The organism is Dermabacter sp. HSID17554 (genome assembly GCF_003989295.1).
Classification (GTDB): Bacteria; Actinomycetota; Actinomycetes; order Actinomycetales; family Dermabacteraceae; genus Dermabacter; species Dermabacter vaginalis.
On sequence record NZ_RBLW01000003.1, the window covers coordinates 379,874 to 399,160 of the forward strand.

Sequence of the window (19,287 nt, forward strand, 5' to 3'; positions counted from 1 at the left end):
AGACTCGATGTGTTTCGGCCCCTCATTCACGACCAACCCCGCTATATGAGTCGAATGAGTTGAAAAAGGGCGCACGAAACACGGGCGCTAAGTTTCAAGAGTATGCGAGAGTTCCCCCGCCCTCAAGACCTCGAGTGAAAAAATTGGCGAGACTGTGGTCACGTCGAGCACCACGTCATTCCGCACTGCCGCGGCGGGAAGCTCCAAGCGTGAGCGTCGCACTTGCGAGGGCATCGAAGTGCTCGCCGTGCGTTGCGACAAGTATCCCGTGTCCCCTCTTCGCAAGCGCCTCCACCCCCGTGACGACAATCTCGACATTCTTGGGGTCCAGGCTCGCCGTTGGTTCGTCCAGAATGAGGATTGGTGGCCTCACCACCATCGCCCTCGCGATCGCGACGCGCGCCTTTCCCCGCCGGAGAGAAGCCGAGCAGGAAAGTCGAGCCGGTGAGACACTCCGAAAAGTTCCGCAAGCTCTAACGCCCACTTCTGCGCCTCTTCGCTGAGGCCTCCCCCTCCCCATCCCCTCGAAGCGCGCACGGGCAGCACAATATTTTCCCTGGCTGTCAAACGTTCGTCCAGAAGAAGGTCCTGAAACACCATGCCGAAAAATTCGGCGCGCATTCGACTAGCCGCCTTCGAAGGCACGCGCGGGGCGGGTGCGCCGTCAACAATGACCTCTCCCGACGTTGGCGGGATGGCAAGCCCCATGATTTTGAGGAAAGTACTTTTCCCCGCCCCCGAGGGGCCGTGAACAACAAGGACGTCTCCGGACTGGAATTCCGCACTCGTTGGCGGAAGGGCGAGGATCTCTTCCTTGCCCACTGCGTAGGCCTTGGTCACACCGTCAGCTCTGACCCAGTGCGTCCCACTTTCGCTCTTCATCGTCTCACCCATGCCGCGGTTTTTACCCCCTGAGAGGTGACGCCATGCCAGGTGAGCGCAACGAGCACACAAGCGGGCACGAGCGCTACCCCACACACCAGTGAGAGAGGAACCGGGTAGGCTCCCACGAGAGCTGCGGGTACGAACGCGAGCATGCTGGGCACAACCCAAATCACCGCTGCAAGGCCGATTAAGTCTCGCAGAAGAGCGGCAGGGCTGTACCCGAGGGCGTTTCGAGCATTGAGCGCGGCGACATTGTCACGAATGGTGCGCACGAAAACCCAGGCAACCATCACGAATAGGGCGAGCACACATGCGCTGAGGGCTGCAACGAAACCAATCTGAGAGCGGCCCTGTGCATCGCCTTGCCCACTCACACTCACAGCGCCGTCATTGTTGGTGAGTGGATCGAGGTCAGCATCCGCGAGCGGCCTCGTGACCTTGGCGGAGTCAATCACCGTCGCTGCCCCCACGTGAGCGATCATTTCATCCAGGGCCTCGGGAGTGACGCACACAAGTACCCCCTCGTCGAGGTCAATGTATTCGTACCCGAGCGCCCCGCTTCGGGTCTGCGAGGAAAGTTCCACGATTTCTGCGGGATTTCGGAACGGAGTTGGTTCCAGCATCCTCGCAACCGATGCGTCGTCCAGTTTGCTTGCGGCAACGTATTTTTCGCCATCCGGTACAGCGCATATTCGATCAAAGGTCGCACCGGAGACCACGACACCTTGCGAGGCTTTTGCGGTCTCGTTGGAGAATGCCCCTAACGGAATCCTAAGCTCGATACTCCCCTTCTGCAGGAGTCCTTGAAGGGCCGCAACTTGGCTGGGGTCCGCGGTGAAGTCCCCAGGAAAAAATTCCGTCAATCGCAGGCTCTCTTGAGCACTGTCGCCGACCGTCCCTAGCCTCAGGTCCCGCTGCGCCACCGTGCTCGACACGGGGAAGGCAAAGACGGCAACAGCAAGAACAACGGGGAGCATAAGAGAGAGCAGAACCGTCCAGTCTTCACGAATGGTGTCTCGAAAGAGGCTCATGACAGCTCCTTTGCTGAGCTAATGCTCTTTTCACTACGCCATTGACCCAGGAGAAACCCCGCGGCCACGGTAATAATGACCGCGATTGACCATCCAATCCCCCACGGGCTTATGCCGATCCCACCCATAAAGCAGAAGAGGCCGATGACGGCGAGAACTGCGAATAACACATAGATTGCAATAGAAACACCAACGTGAAAGACATGCGCACGAGAGTCATCTATCCCCAGATTCGCTCGGACCAGCGCCGCATGCCCGCCCGAAGATCGAAGCAAAGACCCCAGCTTCCAGGCGACCCCAAAAATCACGGTAACCATCACGAGGAACATCACGAAGATAGGGATGCCAAAGAATCCTGCCACTACCCCACCTTCTGGCACGGTAACGCTATAGCCTTCGCTTTCAATGTCTTTTCTCAGGCGCTCTACTTCACCCTCGTTTAGTCCGGGGAAGACGTACAGGCCGCTGGGGCGATCAATCTTATCGAGGTGAACAAACAGAAACGAGTCGCGAGAGATGTCCCCCATAACGAACTTCGGGATCGGGTGCACTTTTGACCGAGAGAAAGTCTTCTCGAGATGATCTCTACTTGGCCCCTTGATGTTCGGATTAAAGAACACCTCGTCGTTTTTTCTGTTGTGCCCGCCAAGGCCCCTAGGGTCGCCAAGCGAGTAAAACCACACAGGCGAAGCTAAGGACTTCACCGACGCCGGCACCTCGTGCACTTTCCTCGAGGAATCACGCACGAATGGATTATCGCCGAGAGGAGCATCGACATATAGCGCCGGTGCCCCATTCGCTACCCGTTCTTCCGGGCCCATTCCGGTACTCACGAGGGCCCAAAATGAGAGTGCACCTGCTGCTAGCCCGAGAACCACCGCAACACCGGCCGCAGCAATAAGACCGATGACGTTAGATGACCGCGACGATGCCATGCCGTCACTGGTTCCCGCCGTCGCGCCACGCTGCCACACCCGAAAACATGAGAGTTGCGGAAGAGATCAGCGCAACCAGGTCTTTCATCGTTCCTCCTTGAACTGCGCTTACTTTCCTAGGCCTTTGGCGGTGAGACTAGCATCACGTTCGTAGCGCCACAAGGTTTACGTGAAAGTATTTCGCAACTTCTGCGAAGCGACAGGGGCCTTGGACCGCACTGCACATCGGCCGTCGAGCAGGGACGGCAACGATGAAGAGCTCGTTCCAGCTTCGATACCGCTGGCCCCCACTTCGCCTCACGCTCGAACTTTTTGAGCTGCGCCTCAACAAAGGGAGCAGTTTACTGGAGGCACTGATAAAAACTCGGCTCTGTACCGCATTCATCAACGTACAGCTCATCCTCGAGCCGGAAGAGCTGCACAATATCTACCTCTTCATCGGTGCGGAACGCCATGACCCGGGCTTTGGGGCGTCGGTGTTTATTGCGGCTGAACCTGCCCTCGTCTTCAGAGTAGTCAGCCACGACGACTGTGTTCACACCTGATTGAGGCGCCTGCATCGCTTGGACAGCGGCTCTGCAGTCTTTCCGGTAGTCGGCTTGAAGGTAGTTCGGGTCGGGTATCTCTACCGGGAAAGTCAGCTGCTGATCACTCGGCGTTTCGACCTCAACGGTCACCTTGTTGAAGCTTGACATCTGGTCCGATTCTTCAGCCGTAAGGAGCCAGCGTGCGAGGTCTGCTTGAGTTTCTTCGGAGCCCCCATGTTCCGACGCCTGCCCGCACGACGCTGTTGCCGTCGGGGCACTGTTCATTCACTCTCGATTCCACCCTGCAGTCGGTGCGGAGTTTTTGCCACTTGTTGTGTCTCCAACCGAGGTGGAGAGGCCGCCGGTCACTTAACGGTCGCTCGCAATCGACCGGTCGAAGAGATCCAGCTGAGCATCAATCACGGCTTGAGCATCGTCATCACCGACATCGGACATGACGACGAAGACATGGCGCTTGCCGCTGGATTTTCCAGCGAGGAAGAATTCTTCGTCGGGAAGCTTGACGTGCACCCCTTCACCACCGAAAGGTTTATCCACGGTGACCGGGGGCGCTCCCTGGATATCTCCACACTTTTGCACAACATCGTTGTAGAAGTCCATGACGTTCATATCGTCGGGGGTCGTCAACGCGACAATCTTAATCATCGACTCCGCATTGGCGGAGCCCGGAGCGGGCCGTCCTCGGAACACGCTCGTCGCAACGGTCGCGGAAGTAAACGAGGTGTTGTTGAGCGTGGTGACCGCATCTGTGCATTCTGGTGAAATGTTCGGGTGCTCAAGTGAGAAGCTCAGCTCGAAGTCGCCCTCTCCTTTGTCGACTTCGACTTCGCTGGGCTTCATGCCGTCCACCGGCAGATGCTCCTCGGTGAGAAGCCATGACTTCACATCATCGGTGTTGCCTGCGGGCTGCTTTTTCCGGTCGGGAACGCCGTGCCCGCCACTCCCCTTCGTGTGCCCGTTTTCGCTTGAACTATGCGAGGTCGACGAGGAGTCCGATCGGTCGTTCTGTCCAGCATCGGTAAGCGCTCCGCACCCCGTCAACGATGTGGCTAGGGCGAGTGCGGCGAGGCCCGAAAACCACATACGTGGGCGGCGAGCAGACATGAGCAAAGTTGAGTTGATCATGAAAATCCTCACCGGTCAGGCGGCATTCGTCACAGTGCGATCAAAAAGGTCGATTTGGGCATCGATATAGGTTTTGGCTTGCTCAGGCTCGACATTCGCAAGGATCATCCAAATGTGGCGATTGCCGTGGGACTTGCCGGCGAGGATCAGGTCCGCGGACCCAAGCTGCACATGGATGCCCTCGTGTTCGGGAAGCTTTTCCACGACCGATGCTGGCTCACCGGGGGTATTCGCGCATTCGGCGAGGATGTCGTTGTAGGCGTCCATGAGGGTGAGGTCCTCATCGCTCTGAACGGCGGCGGCTTGAATCGTTGGAGCGATCGATGAGGGGTCGAACGCCTTAAAGTTTCCTTCGTATTTTGCGACTGCCATCTGCTGGATGGGAATTTCGATCTCATTCACTGCGGCGACAGCATCGATGCACCCTTGCGAAGCATTCGGATGATCGAAGGTGAAGCTCAGCGTGAACGTGTTGCCGGCGGGCGCGCCCCCATAGACACCGTCGACTGTCACGCTGTCAATACCTTCGAGGGGAACGTACGGGGTGTTCGCAAGCCATGTCGCGGGTGAATCGGGGTTGCCGGCCGGCTGCTCCTCCCCTTGAGCTGCGGGGGCGCTTTCATCGCCGGTGGGAGTCGTAGAAGAGGTGTCCCCCGGCGTGGCGCTCGACGTATCGCTCGGATCGCCACTTGCCTCCTCGCTCGGCTCGACAGAGCCTTCACTTGAGGTCGACGTGGGGGCCGCGGGAGAGGTTTCGTCCTTTTTCGCGACGCTGCTCCCGAGCGCCCCGCAGCCAGCGAGGGAGGTGGCAAGGAGCAGTGCAGCGACGCCTCGCGCGGCGCGGGTCAAGGCGGGAGAGGTGGGGGTCATGTCGACTCCTTGAGGGATGTGGGGGTGGAATCACGGCACACCCTACCAAGTGTTATTGAGAGGCGCTTCACACTTCTGAATGCAGAAGGAAAAGGCCGCCCCGAACGGGACGGCCTTTTCTATGCTGGGTGCGCTTAGAGCGCGGAGATCACTTGAGGGTGACGGTTGCGCCAGCGCCCTCGAGCTGCTCCTTGGCCTTCTCGGCGTCTTCCTTCGAAGCAGCCTCGAGAACCGGCTTGGGAGCGCCATCGACGAGGTCCTTCGCCTCCTTGAGGCCGAGCCCCGTGAGAGCGCGCACCTCCTTGATGACGGCGATCTTGGCCGAACCGACCGACTCGAGGATGACGTCGAATTCGTCCTTTTCCTCAGCAGCGGCAGCCTCGCCACCGGCAGCACCGCCTGCAGCGGCAACAGCAACGGGGGCAGCAGCGGTCACGTCAAAGACCTCTTCGAACTGCTTCACGAACTCGGAGAGCTCGATGAGGGTCATTTCCTTGAAAGCTTCAATGAGCTCTTCGTTGGTGAGCTTAGCCATGGGGCTAGTCCTTCCTGTCAAGCGACACCCGCAGGTGTCTGGCGCATGTGCGCCGAGTGTTTGTGTAAAAGGTTGTGCCGAGCGCGTGCATTACGCCTCGGGATGAGACTCGACGCCTCAGCCCTCGTTCTTGGCACGCAGGGCGTCCACGGTGCGCGCAGCCTTGGTAAGCGGCGCAGCGAGAACGAAAACAGCCTTCGACATCGATGCCTTGAGGGCACCGGCAGTCTTGGCAAGAAGAACCTCGCGCGATTCGAGATCGGCAAGCTTCTCAACGTCGTCAGCCGTGAGGGGGTTACCCTCAAAGTAACCGGACTTGACGACCAGCATGGGGTTGTCCTTGGCAAAGTCACGCAGGGCCTTGGCCGGTTCAACCGGCTCACCCTTAATGAACGCAATCGCGGTGGGGCCGTTCAGGTCACCTTCGAGGGAATCAATCCCGGCTTCCCGGGCCGCGATAGCGGCGAGCGTGTTCTTTACCACGGCGTAGGTGGTATCGGCACCGAGCGAACGACGCAGCGTCTTGAGCTGGTCAACGCTCAGCCCGCGGTACTCGGTCAGAATTGCCGCGTTCGACTCACGGAACAGTTCCGTAAGCTCGGCAACGGCAGCTGCCTTGTCAGGCCTCGCCATGGCCCTCCTTCCAGAGGTCTCGAGGCCGGCCTGAAAGCTTCAGTCATGAAAAAAGCCCTGACCGCAGGGTCAAGGCAAAGCGCGCGAGAGTGCGCGTATCGTTTCTTGAGCACCTGCGCAGGCCGCTTCACCACGGTGAAAGCTTTCGGTCCCCCTGATGGCAGGGCGACGACCGGCGGTCTTCGGTGACAACAACTTTACTCCCGCAACCCCCGCAAGCAAACCCCGATAGCGGTGATCCCTCCCACAGGATCGACGCGGAACAATTCGACGTGAATCGGGCCACATTTACAGAAAGGGGACCAATATCCCCGCGGGAAGCGTCGGCCCCTCGCTGCACATTACCGACTGCTCGAGCACACCCGTCGACCCCGCCCTGAAGTCCAACTTTTCCCAGGATTTATGATCTCAACGAACATGCAGGTCAAACGGGGACCTTATACCCCTAGAGAGCTAAGGTGGCGCTTGCGACCAGGTCCGACGCTTGCCACGCCACACCGACTCCAGTCTTGCGCAGCCGTGCACGACCCCGCGACCAAATCCCTTCTTGAACAGGCCTTTTGTCGGTATTTGAAATTTACCGTTGTCAGTTGAGTACCACCCACTAGCAAAGTAGATTTGAGTCACAACGACGTACTTCCCTATTCACTCCACCCGCCAGAAAAGGATGGACACGCTCATGGCAGATGCCACAGCTACGCCCGATGTCGATACCCAAGCGATGATCGACGCTCTCGCCGACAAGGGTGCTACCGCGCTCAAGGATTTCCGCGACTTCACGCAGGAACAGGTCGACCACATCGTGCACCAGGCGGCACTCGCCGCGCTCGACCAGCACATGGCAATCGCCAAGCACGCGGTCGAAGAAACCGGGCGCGGTGTGTACGAAGACAAGATCATCAAGAACATCTTTGCTTCCGAGTACATCTGGAACTCGATCAAGCACGATAAGACCGTTGGCATCCTCCACGAGGATAAAACCCGTGGCGTAATCGAGGTTGCCGAACCCGTAGGCGTGATCGCAGGCGTCACGCCGACGACCAACCCCACCTCGACCACGATCTTCAAGTCGCTCATCGCATTGAAGACCCGCAACCCCATCATCTTCGCGTTCCACCCGAGCGCACAGGAGAGTTCCGCCCATGCCGCGCGCGTCGTGTACGAGGCTGCCGTCGAGGCCGGTGCTCCCGAAAACTGCGTACAGTGGATCGAAACGCCCTCGCTCGAAGCAACGGGCCTCTTGATGAACCACGACAAGGTTGCCCTCGTGCTCGCCACCGGCGGCTCCGGCATGGTCAAGGCCGCGTACTCCACCGGCAAGCCCGCCCTCGGCGTGGGCCCCGGTAACGTTCCCGTGTACGTGGACAAGACCGCGAAGATTTCGCGCACGGTCAACGATCTCCTGCTGTCGAAGACCTTTGACTCGGGCATGATCTGTGCCTCCGAGCAGAGCGTTCTCGTCCACACAGACATCAACAAGGAGTTCGTCGCCGAATTTGAAAAGTACGGCGGCTACTTCCTCAACAAGACCGAGCGCACGAAGCTCGAGAAATTCATGATCACCGAGAAGGGCGGCGTCAACCCCGCACTCGTGGGCTCGAGCGCCCTCAAGATCGCCGAAGGCGCAGGCCTCAAGGTTCCCGCCTACACCAAGGTTCTTCTTGTGCCGATCGACGGCGTGGGCAAAGACCACCCGTTCAGCCAAGAAAAGCTCATGCCGGTGCTCGGCTACAAGGTCGTGAAGGACGCCGCCGAAGGCTTCGAGCTCGCCGATCAGCTCCTCGAGCATGGAGGGCTCGGCCACACTGCCGTGATCCACACGAGCGACGAGAAGCAAGAGCGCGAATACGGCATTGCGATGCGCGCATGCCGCATCGTCGTGAACTCCCCGAGCTCGCAGGGCGGCATCGGCGACATCTACAACGGCCTCATTCCCTCGCTCACCCTCGGCTGCGGCTCCTACGGCCACAACTCGGTGTCGCGCAACGTGTCGGCCATCGATCTGATCAACATCAAGCGAATTGCGGAGCGTCGTAACAACATGCAGTGGTTCAAGGTTCCGAAGACCTACTTCGAGCGCTACTCCACCCAGTACCTGCGCGACATGGAAGGCATCAACCGCGCCTTCATCGTGACCGACCCGGGGATGGTGCAGTTCGGTTACGTTGACATCGTGCTCGAGCAGCTTCGCGAGCGCCGCAACCCAATCCAGTACCAGATTTTCTCGGACGTCGAGCCGAACCCGAGCTCTGACACCGTGTTCCGCGGCGTTGAGCAGATGAACCAGTTCAAGCCCGACACGATCATCGCCCTCGGTGGCGGCTCCGCGATGGACGCCGCGAAGGGCATGTGGATGTTCTACGAGGATGGCAACGCCTCCTACTTCGGTATGAAGCAGAAGTTCCTCGATATCCGCAAGCGCACCTACACGTTCCCGAAGCTCGGTGAAAAAGCAAGCTTCGTCGCGATCCCCACCACCTCGGGCACCGGCTCGGAGTGCACCCCGTTTGCGGTCATCACCGACTCCGAGAACCACGTGAAGTACCCGATCGCCGATTACGCGATTCTCCCCGACGTCGCGATCGCCGACGCCCAGTTCGTGGACACCGTTCCCGCGCGCACGGCGGCTGACTCGGGCATGGACGCGCTCACCCACGCGATTGAGTCGTACGTGTCGACCATGGCCTCGGACTACACGAAGGGCCTCTCGCTCCGCGCGATCCAGATGATCTTCGCGAACCTTCGCAAGTCGGTTCTCGAGGGCGACCGCGAGGCCAAGGAGAACATGCACAATGCCTCCACCATGGCGGGCATCGCATTTGCGAACGCCTTCCTCGGTATCGTGCACTCGCTTTCGCACAAGGTCGGCGCCGAGTTTAATCTCGCCCACGGCCGCACGAACGCGATCTTCCTCCCGCACGTGATCAACTACAACGCGAAGAAGCCCGTCAAGCACGCGCTCTTCCCGAAGTATGAATCGTTCCGCGCCGATGAGGACTTCGCCGAAATCGCCCGCGCACTCAACCTCCCGGCAAAGACCACGGAAGAAGGCGTTGCCTCGCTCGTCAAGGCCGTCACCGAGCTCGCCGAGGACATCGGCATCGAGATGTCGCTCAAGGCGAACGGGGCGAAGCTCGAGCACCTCGAAAAGACGATCGACACCCTTGCCGATCGCGCCTACGAGGACCAGTGCACGCCCGCCAACCCGAAGCAGCCGCTCGTGAGCGAACTCAAGGCGCTCATCCGCGACGCGTTCGAGGGCGAGCTCGACTACAGCGAGAAGCACGCGAAGTAGTCGAAGGCTCTCCACCTGAGTGCATGAGGGGTGGCTCCGCTTGGCGGGGTCACCCCTCATGATTGATACGCGAAGTGAGCTAGGACTGCCCCGAGTCGAAATACTCGCGCACGCGCGCTGGCACGGGTGGAACGTCAAGCATGTGCCCACCCGAGCGGATGGAAAGAGCGCCCACCACACCCGTGGCAACGGCCTCACGTGCGGCGATCACCGAAACGTCGGTGCGGCCACCATTTCTCACAAACTCGAGAAACTCGGTGATGAGTCGAGGATCTGCGCCGCCGTGGCCGCCGTCGGCCCTCGCGATCACTTCCACCTCATCCGGGCGTCCCGCCCCCGAGTGCCGCGAATTCCACAGAAAAATCTGCTCACCAGCACGATCCCCCATGTTTTCGAGGCGCCCCTCGTCACCGATCACCGTATAGTTCCGCCAGTAATCCGGAGTGAAGTGACACTGCTGATAAGAGGCGTACACGCCGTTGTCGAGCATCATGTGCAGCATCGAGATGTCCTCGACATCGATCACGGGATTGAGCTCTTTTTGCCTCGATGGTGGGAAGACTTCCGCATCGAACCAGTCCCACATAAGGCGATCCGAGTTATCGCGTCGATCCTCGATGTCACCGTAGACCTCGAGTCCTCCGATCCCCGATACTCGGCGGGTATACCCGCCGGCGAGCCAGTGGATCACATCGATATCGTGCGCGCCTTTCTGCAGCAGGAGGGAGAAGGCGCGCTCGCGCTCGGCATGCCAATCCTTGAAGTAAAAATCGCCGCCGGCGCCCACGAAGTGGCGGCACCAGATGGCACGCACCCGCCCAATCTTTCCTTGCTCGATCATGTCTTTCATTTGCCGGATCACCGGCATGTGGCGCATGTTGTGACCCACATACAGGCCCGTGCGTTTCTCATACGCGAGGTTCAACATTGCATCGGCATCCTCGACCGAAATTGCCATGGGCTTTTCGGTAAAAGTGGGAATGCGCGCCTCAAGCGTCTTCAGCGCAATCGGGGCGTGCAGATTATCGGGGGCAAGGATCATCACCGCGTCCACGTCACCGCCCGAAAGGAGATCGTCAACCGTGTCCACGGTGCGTACGTCCTCGCCGATAATTTCGCGTGCTTTGGCTTTGCCTCGCTCGGAGGGATCCGCGACAACCGACACGCGAGAGCCTTCACCCGGCTTATGTGCGTGAAGCGCGAGGGGCCCTCGGGCTCCGAAGCCCACTACCCCTACTCGAAGATCTGTGTTCTGCCTCAACGAGTTCTCCTTTCGGGTGCCTTCCAAGAGTGGTCCGCACACGTTCCGTGGGTCTCTATTCCTCTGATAATACGGGCCTGCCCGCCCAGATTTTTCGTCAATAACGTGACTGGACCATTCCCTCTGGGTGCCCTTCCTTCCCGTGCCCTAGGTCCCTACTCCTCTTATCTTTCCGATCATCCGGATCGGTAGTTGCGGCGATCACGTTTTTTGCCATTTCTGACTCGGGCCGCGTAGTCGAGGTCTGATGTCATGGATGAAATACGGCGCACACCCCGCGCCACCCCCGGCCACAACCCGTGCGCCGGCCGCCCCTCGCCCGCTACACGCGGTCCTCAGGAGATCGACAAAGCAAGGATTTATCGATGACGACCAATCCGTCCGCACAAGATTCAGCGGTCTACAAGTACCGGCCCTCGGAACTACGCACGGGCCCCTCCAAGAACGATAAGTCCTTCATCGGCCACCCTGGCGGCCTGCCCTGGATGCTTCAGGTAGAGATGTGGGAACGCTTCAGCTGGTTCGGCATGCGCGCGATCCTGCTGTACTTCCTCACCGATGTCGCCGCTCACCAGGGTCTCGGGCTTTCCGATACCGCCGGTCAGGTCATCGTGTCGGCCTACGGCGCCGCGGTGCTCCTCATGACGATCCCGGGCGGCATCATCGCCGATCGCATCCTCGGGCCGTGGATCTCGGGGCTTATCGGCGGTTCGGTCATCATGCTCGGCCACGTGCTGCTGGCATTCCCTGCCGCGATTACGTCGTGGTCGGGTCTTATCTGCATTGCGATCGGTACCGGCCTCATCAAGCCAAACCTCTCAACCATCGTGGGCGGCCTCTACGACGAAGACGACCCGAGGCGAGATGCCGGCTTCCAGTACTTCTACATGTCGGTCAACGTGGGCTCGCTTGTCGCGCCGCTCGTCGTGGGCTTCTTGCGCGGCCACTTCGGCTACCACGTGGGCTTCCTCGCCGCTGCCGTCGGTATGGCGCTCGCTCTCGTGTCGTTCTTCTACGGTCGCCACAAGCTCGGCGAATTCGCCTACCGCATCCCGAACCCGCTCCAGAAGGGTGAAGGCGCGCGTCTCGCCCTTGGCGGCCTCGTAGTCGTGGTCATCGCGGCCCTGCTCGTCCTTGGTTTCAACGCCCTTCTCGGCGAGCTTCACTCGGCGATTGCCTACTCGCTGTTCGCCTTCGCACTCGTGATGAGCGCCTACTACTTCCTCACGATGTTCAAGAGCCCGAAGGTCACTGCAGAGGAGCGCACGCACCTCGGCGCGTTTTTGCCCCTGTGGGTAGGTCAGATCCTGTTCGTCGTGATCTTCGAGCAGGCGGCCGGCAAGATGGCCTTCTTCGCCGAGAACAACACGGACCGCACGATCGGCAGCCTCAACCTCTCCCCCGAGGTCTACCAGTCGATCAACCCGGCCGCGGTGCTCTTGCTCTCGCCGGTGATCGCGTGGATTTTTACGCGCCGCAAGGGCAAGTTCCCGAACACGGCCGCAAAGTTCGCCCTTTCTCTCGTCATCATCGCGCTGTCGGCCGTGCTCATGGGCTACGGCTTCGGAACGTGGCCGGGCGCGGGCATGCTCGCCCCGTTCTGGTACCTGGGCCTCGTGTTCGTGGTGCAGACGGTTGCCGAGCTGTGCATGAACCCCGTGGGCCTCTCGGTGACGACCAAGCTTGCACCGAAGCAGTTTGCCTCGCAAACCATGACCCTTTGGTACCTTGCGCCGAGCGTCGGCATGGGTCTCACGTCGGTCATCATTGACCAGGTCAAGAGGGCAAATCTCGGTGACTCCGTGTACTACTACGGCCTCGGTGTAGTGACAATCGTGGTGGCGGTCGTGATGTTCCTGATCGCGCCGTGGGTGCAGTCGAAGATGGATGACGTCGACCAGCGTGAGCTTAGTGGCGCACGCGAGGTGGGCGTGAAGGTCGCGAAATAGCAACGCTCTCGATCCCCACATAAGAATCGGGCCCCGCGCAGTGCGCGGGGCCCGATTCTTATGTTTTCCCTTCCGGGAGGAGCGAGGCTCAGGCCTCGTCGGTCTCCTCGGCGAGGTTACGCGTGCGGTTCACGTCGATCGGGACGCCAGGACCGAAGGTCGTGGACATCGTGATCTTCGAGATGTAGCGGCCCTTCGAGCTCGCCGGCTTGAGACGCAGGATCTCTTCGAGCGCCGCGACGTAGTTCTCGACGAGCTGCTGCTCGCTAAACGAGGCCTTGCCAATGATGAAGTGAAGGTTTGCAGCGCGGTCGACGCGGAAGTCGATCTTGCCGCCCTTGATGTCGCCCACAGCCTTGGCGGTGTCCATCGTGACGGTGCCGGTCTTGGGGTTCGGCATGAGGCCACGGGGACCGAGCACGCGGCCGAGGCGGCCCACCTTACCCATGAGGTTCGGGGTTGCCACGGCGGTGTCGAAGTCGGTCCAGCCGCCGGCGACCTTCTCGATGAGGTCGTCGTCGCCGACTTCATCGGCACCTGCGGCGCGTGCAGCCTCAGCCTGGGGGCCGGTAGCGAACACGATGACGCGGGCGGTCTTACCGGTACCGTGCGGGAGGTTGACGGTGCCGCGCACCATCTGATCCGCCTTACGGGGATCAACGCTCAGGCGCATGGCGACCTCGACGGTCGAATCGGTTTTCTTGGAGCCGGACTTCTTCACGATGCGCACGGCGTCGAGAGGCGCATAGTGGCGGCCTTCCTCGATGAGCGCAGCTGCGTCCTTGAATGCCTTAGATTTCTTTGCCATGTTGGATCAGCCCTCCACCGTGATGCCCATGGAACGCGCGGTTCCAGCCACGATCTTCGCGGCGGCGTCAATATCGTTTGCGTTGAGATCGGGCATCTTGGTCTGCGCGATCTCCTTGACCTGCTCCATGGTCACCTTGCCCACCTTCTGGGTGTGGGGCACGGGCGAACCCTTATCAAGGCCAGCTGCCTTGAGGAGGAGGCGTGCAGCGGGCGGCGTCTTCGTGATGAACGTGAACGAGCGATCCTCGTACACGGTGATCTCAACCGGGATGATGTTGCCGCGCTGGCTTTCGGTGGCGGCGTTGTAGGCCTTGGTGAACTCAACAATGTTCACACCGGCGGCACCGAGTGCCGGGCCGATCGGCGGGGCAGGCGTTGCCTGTCCGGCCTGGATCTGGAGCTTGATAATGCTCGCGACCTTTTTCTTGGGAGCCATTGCTCTTCCTTCTTGTCGTGGTTCGGGCGGATGCCGTTCGACACCCTCCCACTACGGTCCCGCGAGTGCGGGTAGGCATTTTCAGATCTTGGCGACCTGCTCGAAGCCCAACTCGAGCGGGGTCTCGCGGCCGAAAATCGACACGAGAACCCGAAGTTTCTGGTTGGTGTCGTCGATGTCCGCGATAGTCGCGGGCATCGTCTCGAAGGGGCCGTCCATCACGGTGACGGACTCGCCCACCTCGAACGCCGGAACGGCCTTTTCCTTGGCCTTCGACGAAGAGGACTTCTTCTTCTCGGGCAGGTTGACCGACGGCGCCAACAGAGAGTAAATCTCATCGAACGAGAGAGGTACAGGATCGGTGCTGTTTCCCACAAAGCCGGTCACGCCGGGGGTGTCACGCACCACGCGCCACGAGGCTTCGGTGAGGTCCATGCGCACGTACACGTAGCCGGGGATGCGCACGCGGCGAACGACCTTCTTTTGGCCATTCTTGATTTCGGTCGCATCCTCCATGGGCACCTCGACCTGGAAGATGTAGTCCTCCATGTCCTGAGTTTCAGTGCGGGTGAGCAGCTGGGTCTTGACGCGGTTTTCGTGCCCCGAGTACGAGTGGATGACGTACCACTCACCGGGGGCGGAACGCAAGTGACGCTTGAGTGCCACGACCGGGTCTTCGACTGTGGTTTCAGAGTCCGCGTCAAGCACAACGGGGGCCTCGGTGCCCTCAGTCGCATCAGCGCTTTCGGGAGCCTCGGTGCTCTCCGGGGCCTCAGTCGTTTCCGGGGCGGTCTCGAGCGCCTCGTTTGCGAGGTCGTCGTTCATGTCTTCTGCCACGAGTTTCGTTTCCTTACTCTTAAGATTTTCAGTGCGCAGTGAAGAGCGTGCGCGCGAGCGAGCCGAACACGAAGTCCATGCCGAACACAAGAAGGATCATGCACACAACGAAAGCCACCACCGCGATCGTGTACGTGACCATCTCGCGGCCAGTTGGCGTGACGACCTTGCGCAGTTCGGCGAAGACCTGCTGAAGGAAAATCCAGCACGCCTTAAACGGGTTCTTCGTGCCGATATTCGACTCTTGCTCGAAGTCGCCACGAGTGGGATCGGTCTCGGGGTGAACGCTCATCGTTTTCCTTCTCCATCTCCACGTCGGCGACGTGGCGATCCGGCGCTGGGGATTTCCGCTTAAAGAAAAAGCAGGGCAGACAGGACTCGAACCTGCAACCTACGGTTTTGGAGACCGTTGCGCTACCAATTGCGCCACTGCCCTGTGCTTCACGAGCACTGCCCGAGGAGCGAAGCCCTCAAAAGGGCCAGATACGATCATAGGCGAATCCTTCGCCCAGGTCTAGTCGCGGGCGTTCTCAGAGCGATTGTGTGACGCACTCGGCTTGCATGCCTTCGCCCACGGCCTACCTTCGCCCTGCTTTACGCTTCCCACGTGGCAGTTTCACGCGACGCCATGGTTTTTCTGACAAGATCGAAGCTATGAGCCTCGATCTCTCCACCCCCGCACAGCACGAACGGCGCCTTTCTGCGCGTCTCGCATCGATCGCCGAGTCGGCAACCCTCGCCGTTGACGCGAAGGCGAAGGCACTAGCCGCAAGCGGAGAGGACGTGATCGGCTTCGGCGCCGGAGAGCCAGACTTCCCGACGCCCGAACACATCGTCGAAGCTGCCATCGCCGCGGCACGCGACCCCAGAAATCACCGCTACTCCCCCGCGACGGGCCTTCCCGAACTCAAGGAGGCGATCGCGCGCGCAACCTCCGAGGCCGACAACCTCGACGTCGACCCCTCGCGAATCGTCGTCACAAACGGTGGCAAGCAAGCCGTCTACGAGGCCTTTGCCGCGCTCCTCGATCCGGGCGACGAGGTCCTCCTACCCGCGCCGTATTGGACGACCTACCCCGAGGCGATCCGCCTTGCGGGAGGTGTTCCGGTGACGGTTCGCGCTGGCGCCGATCAGGGGTACATTCCCGAGGTCGAACAACTTGAGGCGGCGCGCACGCCCCGCACCAAGGTGGTGCTTCTGTGCTCGCCCTCGAACCCCACGGGCGCGATCATGGAGCGACACCAGGTGGAGGAATTCGGCCGCTGGGCCCTCGAGAACGATCTGTGGGTGCTCTCCGACGAGATCTACCAGCACCTCACGTATGACGGTGCTCAGTTCCACTCAATCCTCGATCTCGTACCCGAACTCGAGAACCGCACGGTGCTCCTCAACGGCGTGGCAAAGACGTTTGCCATGACGGGCTGGCGCGTGGGCTGGCTCATCGCTCCCCCTGACATTGCGAAAGGCGTCGCACGGCTTCAAAGCCACTTGACCTCGAACGTCAACAACATCGCGCAACGAGCCGCGATCGCCGCCCTCACGGGCCCCACCGAACCGCTCGACGACATGCGAGCCGCGTTCGATCGCCGACGCCGCACCATGTGCGACATGCTCCGGGAGATTGACGGCCTCTCGCTCCCCACTCCGCGCGGCGCGTTCTACGCCTTCCCCGATGTCACGGGCCTCCTCGGCCGCGAAATCGCCGGGGTGCGGGTCGAAAGCTCCGCCGAACTCGCCTCCCTCATCCTCGAGCGCGCGAAAGTAGCGCTCGTACCCGGGGAAGCGTTCGATGCACCGGGTCACCTCCGCCTCAGCTACGCGCTTTCCGACGCCGACTTGGCGGAAGGCGTGTCCCGACTTCAGAAAGTGCTTGGCTAGGCCATGGCTAACGTCGGCACTCACGCCCCCCGCCGCGAAGGTGAGCGTGACCTGCGCACCCTCCCCAAGGCGCATTTGCACTTGCACTTCACGGGATCGATGCGCCACGACACGCTTCAGGAACTCGCCTCGACGCAGAACCTGCGGCTGCCGCGCACCCTCGCGGAGCAAACGGCGCTCAAGGTCGAGCCGAGCGCACGCGGCTGGTTCCGCTTTCAGCGCTTCTACGACGCGGCGCGCAAGGTCGTCAACTCGGAGACCATCATGCGCCGCCTCTTGCGCGAAGCGGCCGAAGACGATCTCGCCGAGGGCTCGGTGAGACTCGAGCTCCAGATCGACCCCACAAGTTACGCCCCGTTCGTAGGCGGCCTCACCCCCGCGATCGAGATTATCGTGGACGAAGCGCGCGCCATCGAGCGCGATCTCGGCATCTCCATGGGAATCATCGTTGCGGCGAGCCGAATGCGCCACCCCCTCGATGCGCGTATTCTCGCGCGCCTCGCCGTGCAGTACGCGGGCACCGTGATGGGCTTTGGCCTCTCCAACGATGAGCGACGCGGCGACACGAGCTCTTTTGCGGCGGCTTTTCGGATCGCCCGCCACGGCGGCCTCGCGTCGGTGCCCCACGGTGGCGAACTCCTCGGCCCGCCCCACATTCACGAGGTTGTCGACTCGCTCGAGCCCACGCGTCTCGGCCACGGCGTACGCTCGATCGAGGACCCCCGCCTGCTCGAGACACTCATCGAGCGTGACATCGCGCTCGAGGTCTGCCCCGCGTCAAACGTGTCACTCGGCGTGTACCGAGAAATCGGCGACGTGCCCGTCCCACAGCTCGCGCGGCACGGGGCGACCATCGCGCTCAGCGCGGACGACCCGCTCCTGTTTGGTTCGCGCCTGCTCGCGCAATACGAAGCCGTTCGCGCGATGGGCATGACCGATCGAGAGATCGCGGATCTCGCCGCGGGTTCCATCCGCGCATCGCGCATGAGCGAGACGGAGAAGCACGCGCAGCTCGCACGCGTGAGCGCCTGGTACGAGGGCGAAGGCTAAAGACTCTTAGCGGTCGCGTCCGGCGCCGCGGCTCGGCGTCGCGAGAAAGAACATCGGTTCGGTAAAGGAATGCTCGGCGAAGGCGCTCTCCACCGCGCCCGCCACGGTCGCAACGCGGTCCGCCTCCACAAGCGCGATCACGCTTCCGCCGAAGCCGCCGCCCGTCATGCGCGCGCCGTGGGCACCTGCGTCGCGTGCCGCCTCCACCGCGACATCGAGCTCCGGGACAGTCACCTCGTAGTCGTCGCGAAGGGAGTCGTGCGAAGCATTGAGCAGCTCGGCAATGCGTGCAAGGCCCTCGCGAATCGAGCCCGTCTCAAGAATCTCGGCGAACTCGCGCACGCGCTCGATCTCATTGATGATGTGCCTGCTGCGCCTTTGGACCACGGGATCGGTGATGCCACGGCAAGCGTCGGAAGCCCCCTCGAACGGGACATCCCGCAAGCTTTCCACGCCCAGCGCACGCGCCCCCGCTTCGGCCTGCGCCCTGCGCTCCGCATACTCGCCACCCACGAGGCTGTGCGGGGCACGCGTGTCAATGATGAGCAGCGCGAGACCCTGGCCGGCGAGGTCCCAAGGAACGGACGTCGTCGAAAAATCCCGGCAGTCGAGAAGAATTGCGTGGCCCTCCTCGCAAAGGATTGACGCGGACTGATCGAGCCCGCCCGTGGCCGCTCCTGCGAATTCCGTTTCCGCCTTGATCGCCGCGCGGATCCGTTCGTGCGGCGTGGTGCCGAGTTTGCACAGTTCCTCAATCGCCGCTGCAACCGCACATTCGAGGGCCGCGCTCGAACTGAGCCCCGCGCCGAGCGGAACGTAGCCGTCAATCAGCAGATCGACACCGCTCGCGACTCCCCCTTCAAAGCGGTCCGCGAGCGCCCACACGACGCCCGCCACATAAGAAGCCCAACCGTCCACCGCGCCGGGGGCCAGCTCCGGAGCGGAAGCCTCGACCGTCTCGCCGGACTGCACGGAACGCATCCGCACGACGCCCGCATCAGTGCGGCGCGCGGCAACGAAACAGCGGTGCGAGATTGCCATCGGCACACACAGGCCCTGCTGGTAATCCACGTGTTCGCCGATGATGTTCACGCGGCCGGGGGCCGAAAACACACCTTCCGGTTCGCTGCCGAAAGCCTCCCTAAATTCGCGGGAAACCTTCTCGATGGCATCGGCGTCGTGGGGAGCAGCATGCAACTCAGTCATACC

Annotated in this window: 19 protein-coding genes and 1 tRNA gene; 4 read left to right on the forward strand and 16 right to left on the reverse strand. The window is 61.4% G+C overall.

Annotation, left to right across the window (positions count from 1 at the left end; translation table 11 throughout):
• Nucleotides 1-175: 175 nt before the first annotated feature.
• The 9 genes from D8M36_RS10095 to rplJ form a co-directional block, all read right to left on the reverse strand.
• Complete coding sequence (locus D8M36_RS10095; RefSeq protein ID WP_161970230.1) at nt 176-373, reverse strand: hypothetical protein; 198 nt, start codon at nt 371-373, stop codon at nt 176-178.
• The gene (locus D8M36_RS07395; RefSeq protein ID WP_126847885.1) at nt 370-894 is read right to left on the reverse strand and encodes an ATP-binding cassette domain-containing protein; all 525 of its coding nucleotides are present in this window, start codon (nt 892-894) and stop codon (nt 370-372) included. Before D8M36_RS07395 ends, D8M36_RS10095 begins: the two co-directional genes overlap by 4 nt.
• Complete coding sequence (locus D8M36_RS07400; protein WP_126847887.1) at nt 879-1,916, reverse strand: hypothetical protein; 1,038 nt, start codon at nt 1,914-1,916, stop codon at nt 879-881. The genes D8M36_RS07395 and D8M36_RS07400 overlap by 16 nt, the downstream gene beginning before the upstream one ends.
• Nucleotides 1,913-2,749, reverse strand: coding sequence for a hypothetical protein (locus D8M36_RS07405; protein ID WP_126847889.1), 837 nt, complete (start codon nt 2,747-2,749; stop codon nt 1,913-1,915). The genes D8M36_RS07400 and D8M36_RS07405 overlap by 4 nt, the downstream gene beginning before the upstream one ends.
• 443 nt (nt 2,750-3,192) lie before the next feature.
• A complete protein-coding gene (locus tag D8M36_RS07410) occupies nt 3,193-3,663 on the reverse strand; it encodes a hypothetical protein (RefSeq protein WP_126847891.1) in 471 nt (156 codons plus the stop codon).
• Between the two features lie 84 nt (nt 3,664-3,747).
• Nucleotides 3,748-4,524: a hypothetical protein gene (locus D8M36_RS07415; RefSeq protein WP_126847893.1), complete on the reverse strand. Its 777-nt coding sequence runs from the start codon at nt 4,522-4,524 to the stop codon at nt 3,748-3,750.
• 15 nt (nt 4,525-4,539) lie between these two features.
• Complete coding sequence (locus D8M36_RS07420) at nt 4,540-5,394, reverse strand: hypothetical protein (protein WP_126847895.1); 855 nt, start codon at nt 5,392-5,394, stop codon at nt 4,540-4,542.
• Nucleotides 5,395-5,542: 148 nt separating this feature from the next.
• Nucleotides 5,543-5,929, reverse strand: a complete 387-nt coding sequence (rplL, locus tag D8M36_RS07425) for a 50S ribosomal protein L7/L12 (protein WP_016664006.1) — start codon at nt 5,927-5,929, stop codon at nt 5,543-5,545.
• A 117-nt stretch (nt 5,930-6,046) separates the two neighbouring features.
• Nucleotides 6,047-6,562 carry a 50S ribosomal protein L10 gene (rplJ, locus tag D8M36_RS07430; protein WP_065247372.1) on the reverse strand — a complete coding sequence of 172 codons (516 nt, stop codon included), beginning with the start codon at nt 6,560-6,562 and terminating at the stop codon, nt 6,047-6,049.
• Between the two features lie 679 nt (nt 6,563-7,241).
• On the opposite strand from rplJ, the gene adhE reads away from it, so the two are divergent.
• Complete coding sequence (adhE, locus tag D8M36_RS07435) at nt 7,242-9,857, forward strand: bifunctional acetaldehyde-CoA/alcohol dehydrogenase (protein WP_126847896.1); 2,616 nt, start codon at nt 7,242-7,244, stop codon at nt 9,855-9,857.
• A gap of 79 nt (nt 9,858-9,936) precedes the next feature.
• On the opposite strand, the gene D8M36_RS07440 is transcribed toward adhE, so the two are convergent.
• Nucleotides 9,937-11,118, reverse strand: a complete 1,182-nt coding sequence (locus tag D8M36_RS07440) for a Gfo/Idh/MocA family protein (protein ID WP_164497578.1) — start codon at nt 11,116-11,118, stop codon at nt 9,937-9,939.
• Nucleotides 11,119-11,483: 365 nt separating this feature from the next.
• On the opposite strand from D8M36_RS07440, the gene D8M36_RS07445 reads away from it, so the two are divergent.
• Entirely contained in the window at nt 11,484-13,067 is a 1,584-nt protein-coding gene (locus D8M36_RS07445) for a peptide MFS transporter (RefSeq protein WP_126847900.1), read from the forward strand.
• An 88-nt stretch (nt 13,068-13,155) separates the two neighbouring features.
• On the opposite strand, the gene rplA is transcribed toward D8M36_RS07445, so the two are convergent.
• The 5 genes from rplA to D8M36_RS07470 form a co-directional block, all read right to left on the reverse strand.
• Nucleotides 13,156-13,875 (reverse strand): 50S ribosomal protein L1, encoded by a 720-nt coding sequence (gene rplA, locus D8M36_RS07450; RefSeq protein ID WP_126847902.1) that lies wholly within the window; start codon nt 13,873-13,875, stop codon nt 13,156-13,158.
• A gap of 6 nt (nt 13,876-13,881) precedes the next feature.
• Complete coding sequence (rplK, locus tag D8M36_RS07455; protein ID WP_055089313.1) at nt 13,882-14,313, reverse strand: 50S ribosomal protein L11; 432 nt, start codon at nt 14,311-14,313, stop codon at nt 13,882-13,884.
• 81 nt (nt 14,314-14,394) lie between these two features.
• Nucleotides 14,395-15,150 (reverse strand): transcription termination/antitermination protein NusG, encoded by a 756-nt coding sequence (gene nusG, locus D8M36_RS07460; RefSeq protein WP_126847904.1) that lies wholly within the window; start codon nt 15,148-15,150, stop codon nt 14,395-14,397.
• A 28-nt stretch (nt 15,151-15,178) separates the two neighbouring features.
• Nucleotides 15,179-15,442 (reverse strand): preprotein translocase subunit SecE, encoded by a 264-nt coding sequence (secE, locus tag D8M36_RS07465; protein WP_126847906.1) that lies wholly within the window; start codon nt 15,440-15,442, stop codon nt 15,179-15,181.
• A 71-nt stretch (nt 15,443-15,513) separates the two neighbouring features.
• A tRNA-Trp gene (locus D8M36_RS07470) sits at nt 15,514-15,586 on the reverse strand.
• A 218-nt stretch (nt 15,587-15,804) separates the two neighbouring features.
• On the opposite strand from D8M36_RS07470, the gene D8M36_RS07475 reads away from it, so the two are divergent.
• Nucleotides 15,805-17,028, forward strand: coding sequence for a pyridoxal phosphate-dependent aminotransferase (locus tag D8M36_RS07475; RefSeq protein ID WP_126847907.1), 1,224 nt, complete (start codon nt 15,805-15,807; stop codon nt 17,026-17,028).
• 3 nt (nt 17,029-17,031) lie between these two features.
• Nucleotides 17,032-18,078, forward strand: coding sequence for an adenosine deaminase (locus tag D8M36_RS07480; protein WP_126847909.1), 1,047 nt, complete (start codon nt 17,032-17,034; stop codon nt 18,076-18,078).
• 6 nt (nt 18,079-18,084) lie between these two features.
• Here D8M36_RS07480 and galK read toward each other — a convergent pair whose 3' ends face one another.
• On the reverse strand, nt 18,085-19,284 hold the full coding sequence (gene galK / locus D8M36_RS07485; protein WP_126847911.1) for a galactokinase: 1,200 nt from the start codon (nt 19,282-19,284) through the stop codon (nt 18,085-18,087).
• Between the last annotated feature and the right edge of the window lie 3 nt (nt 19,285-19,287).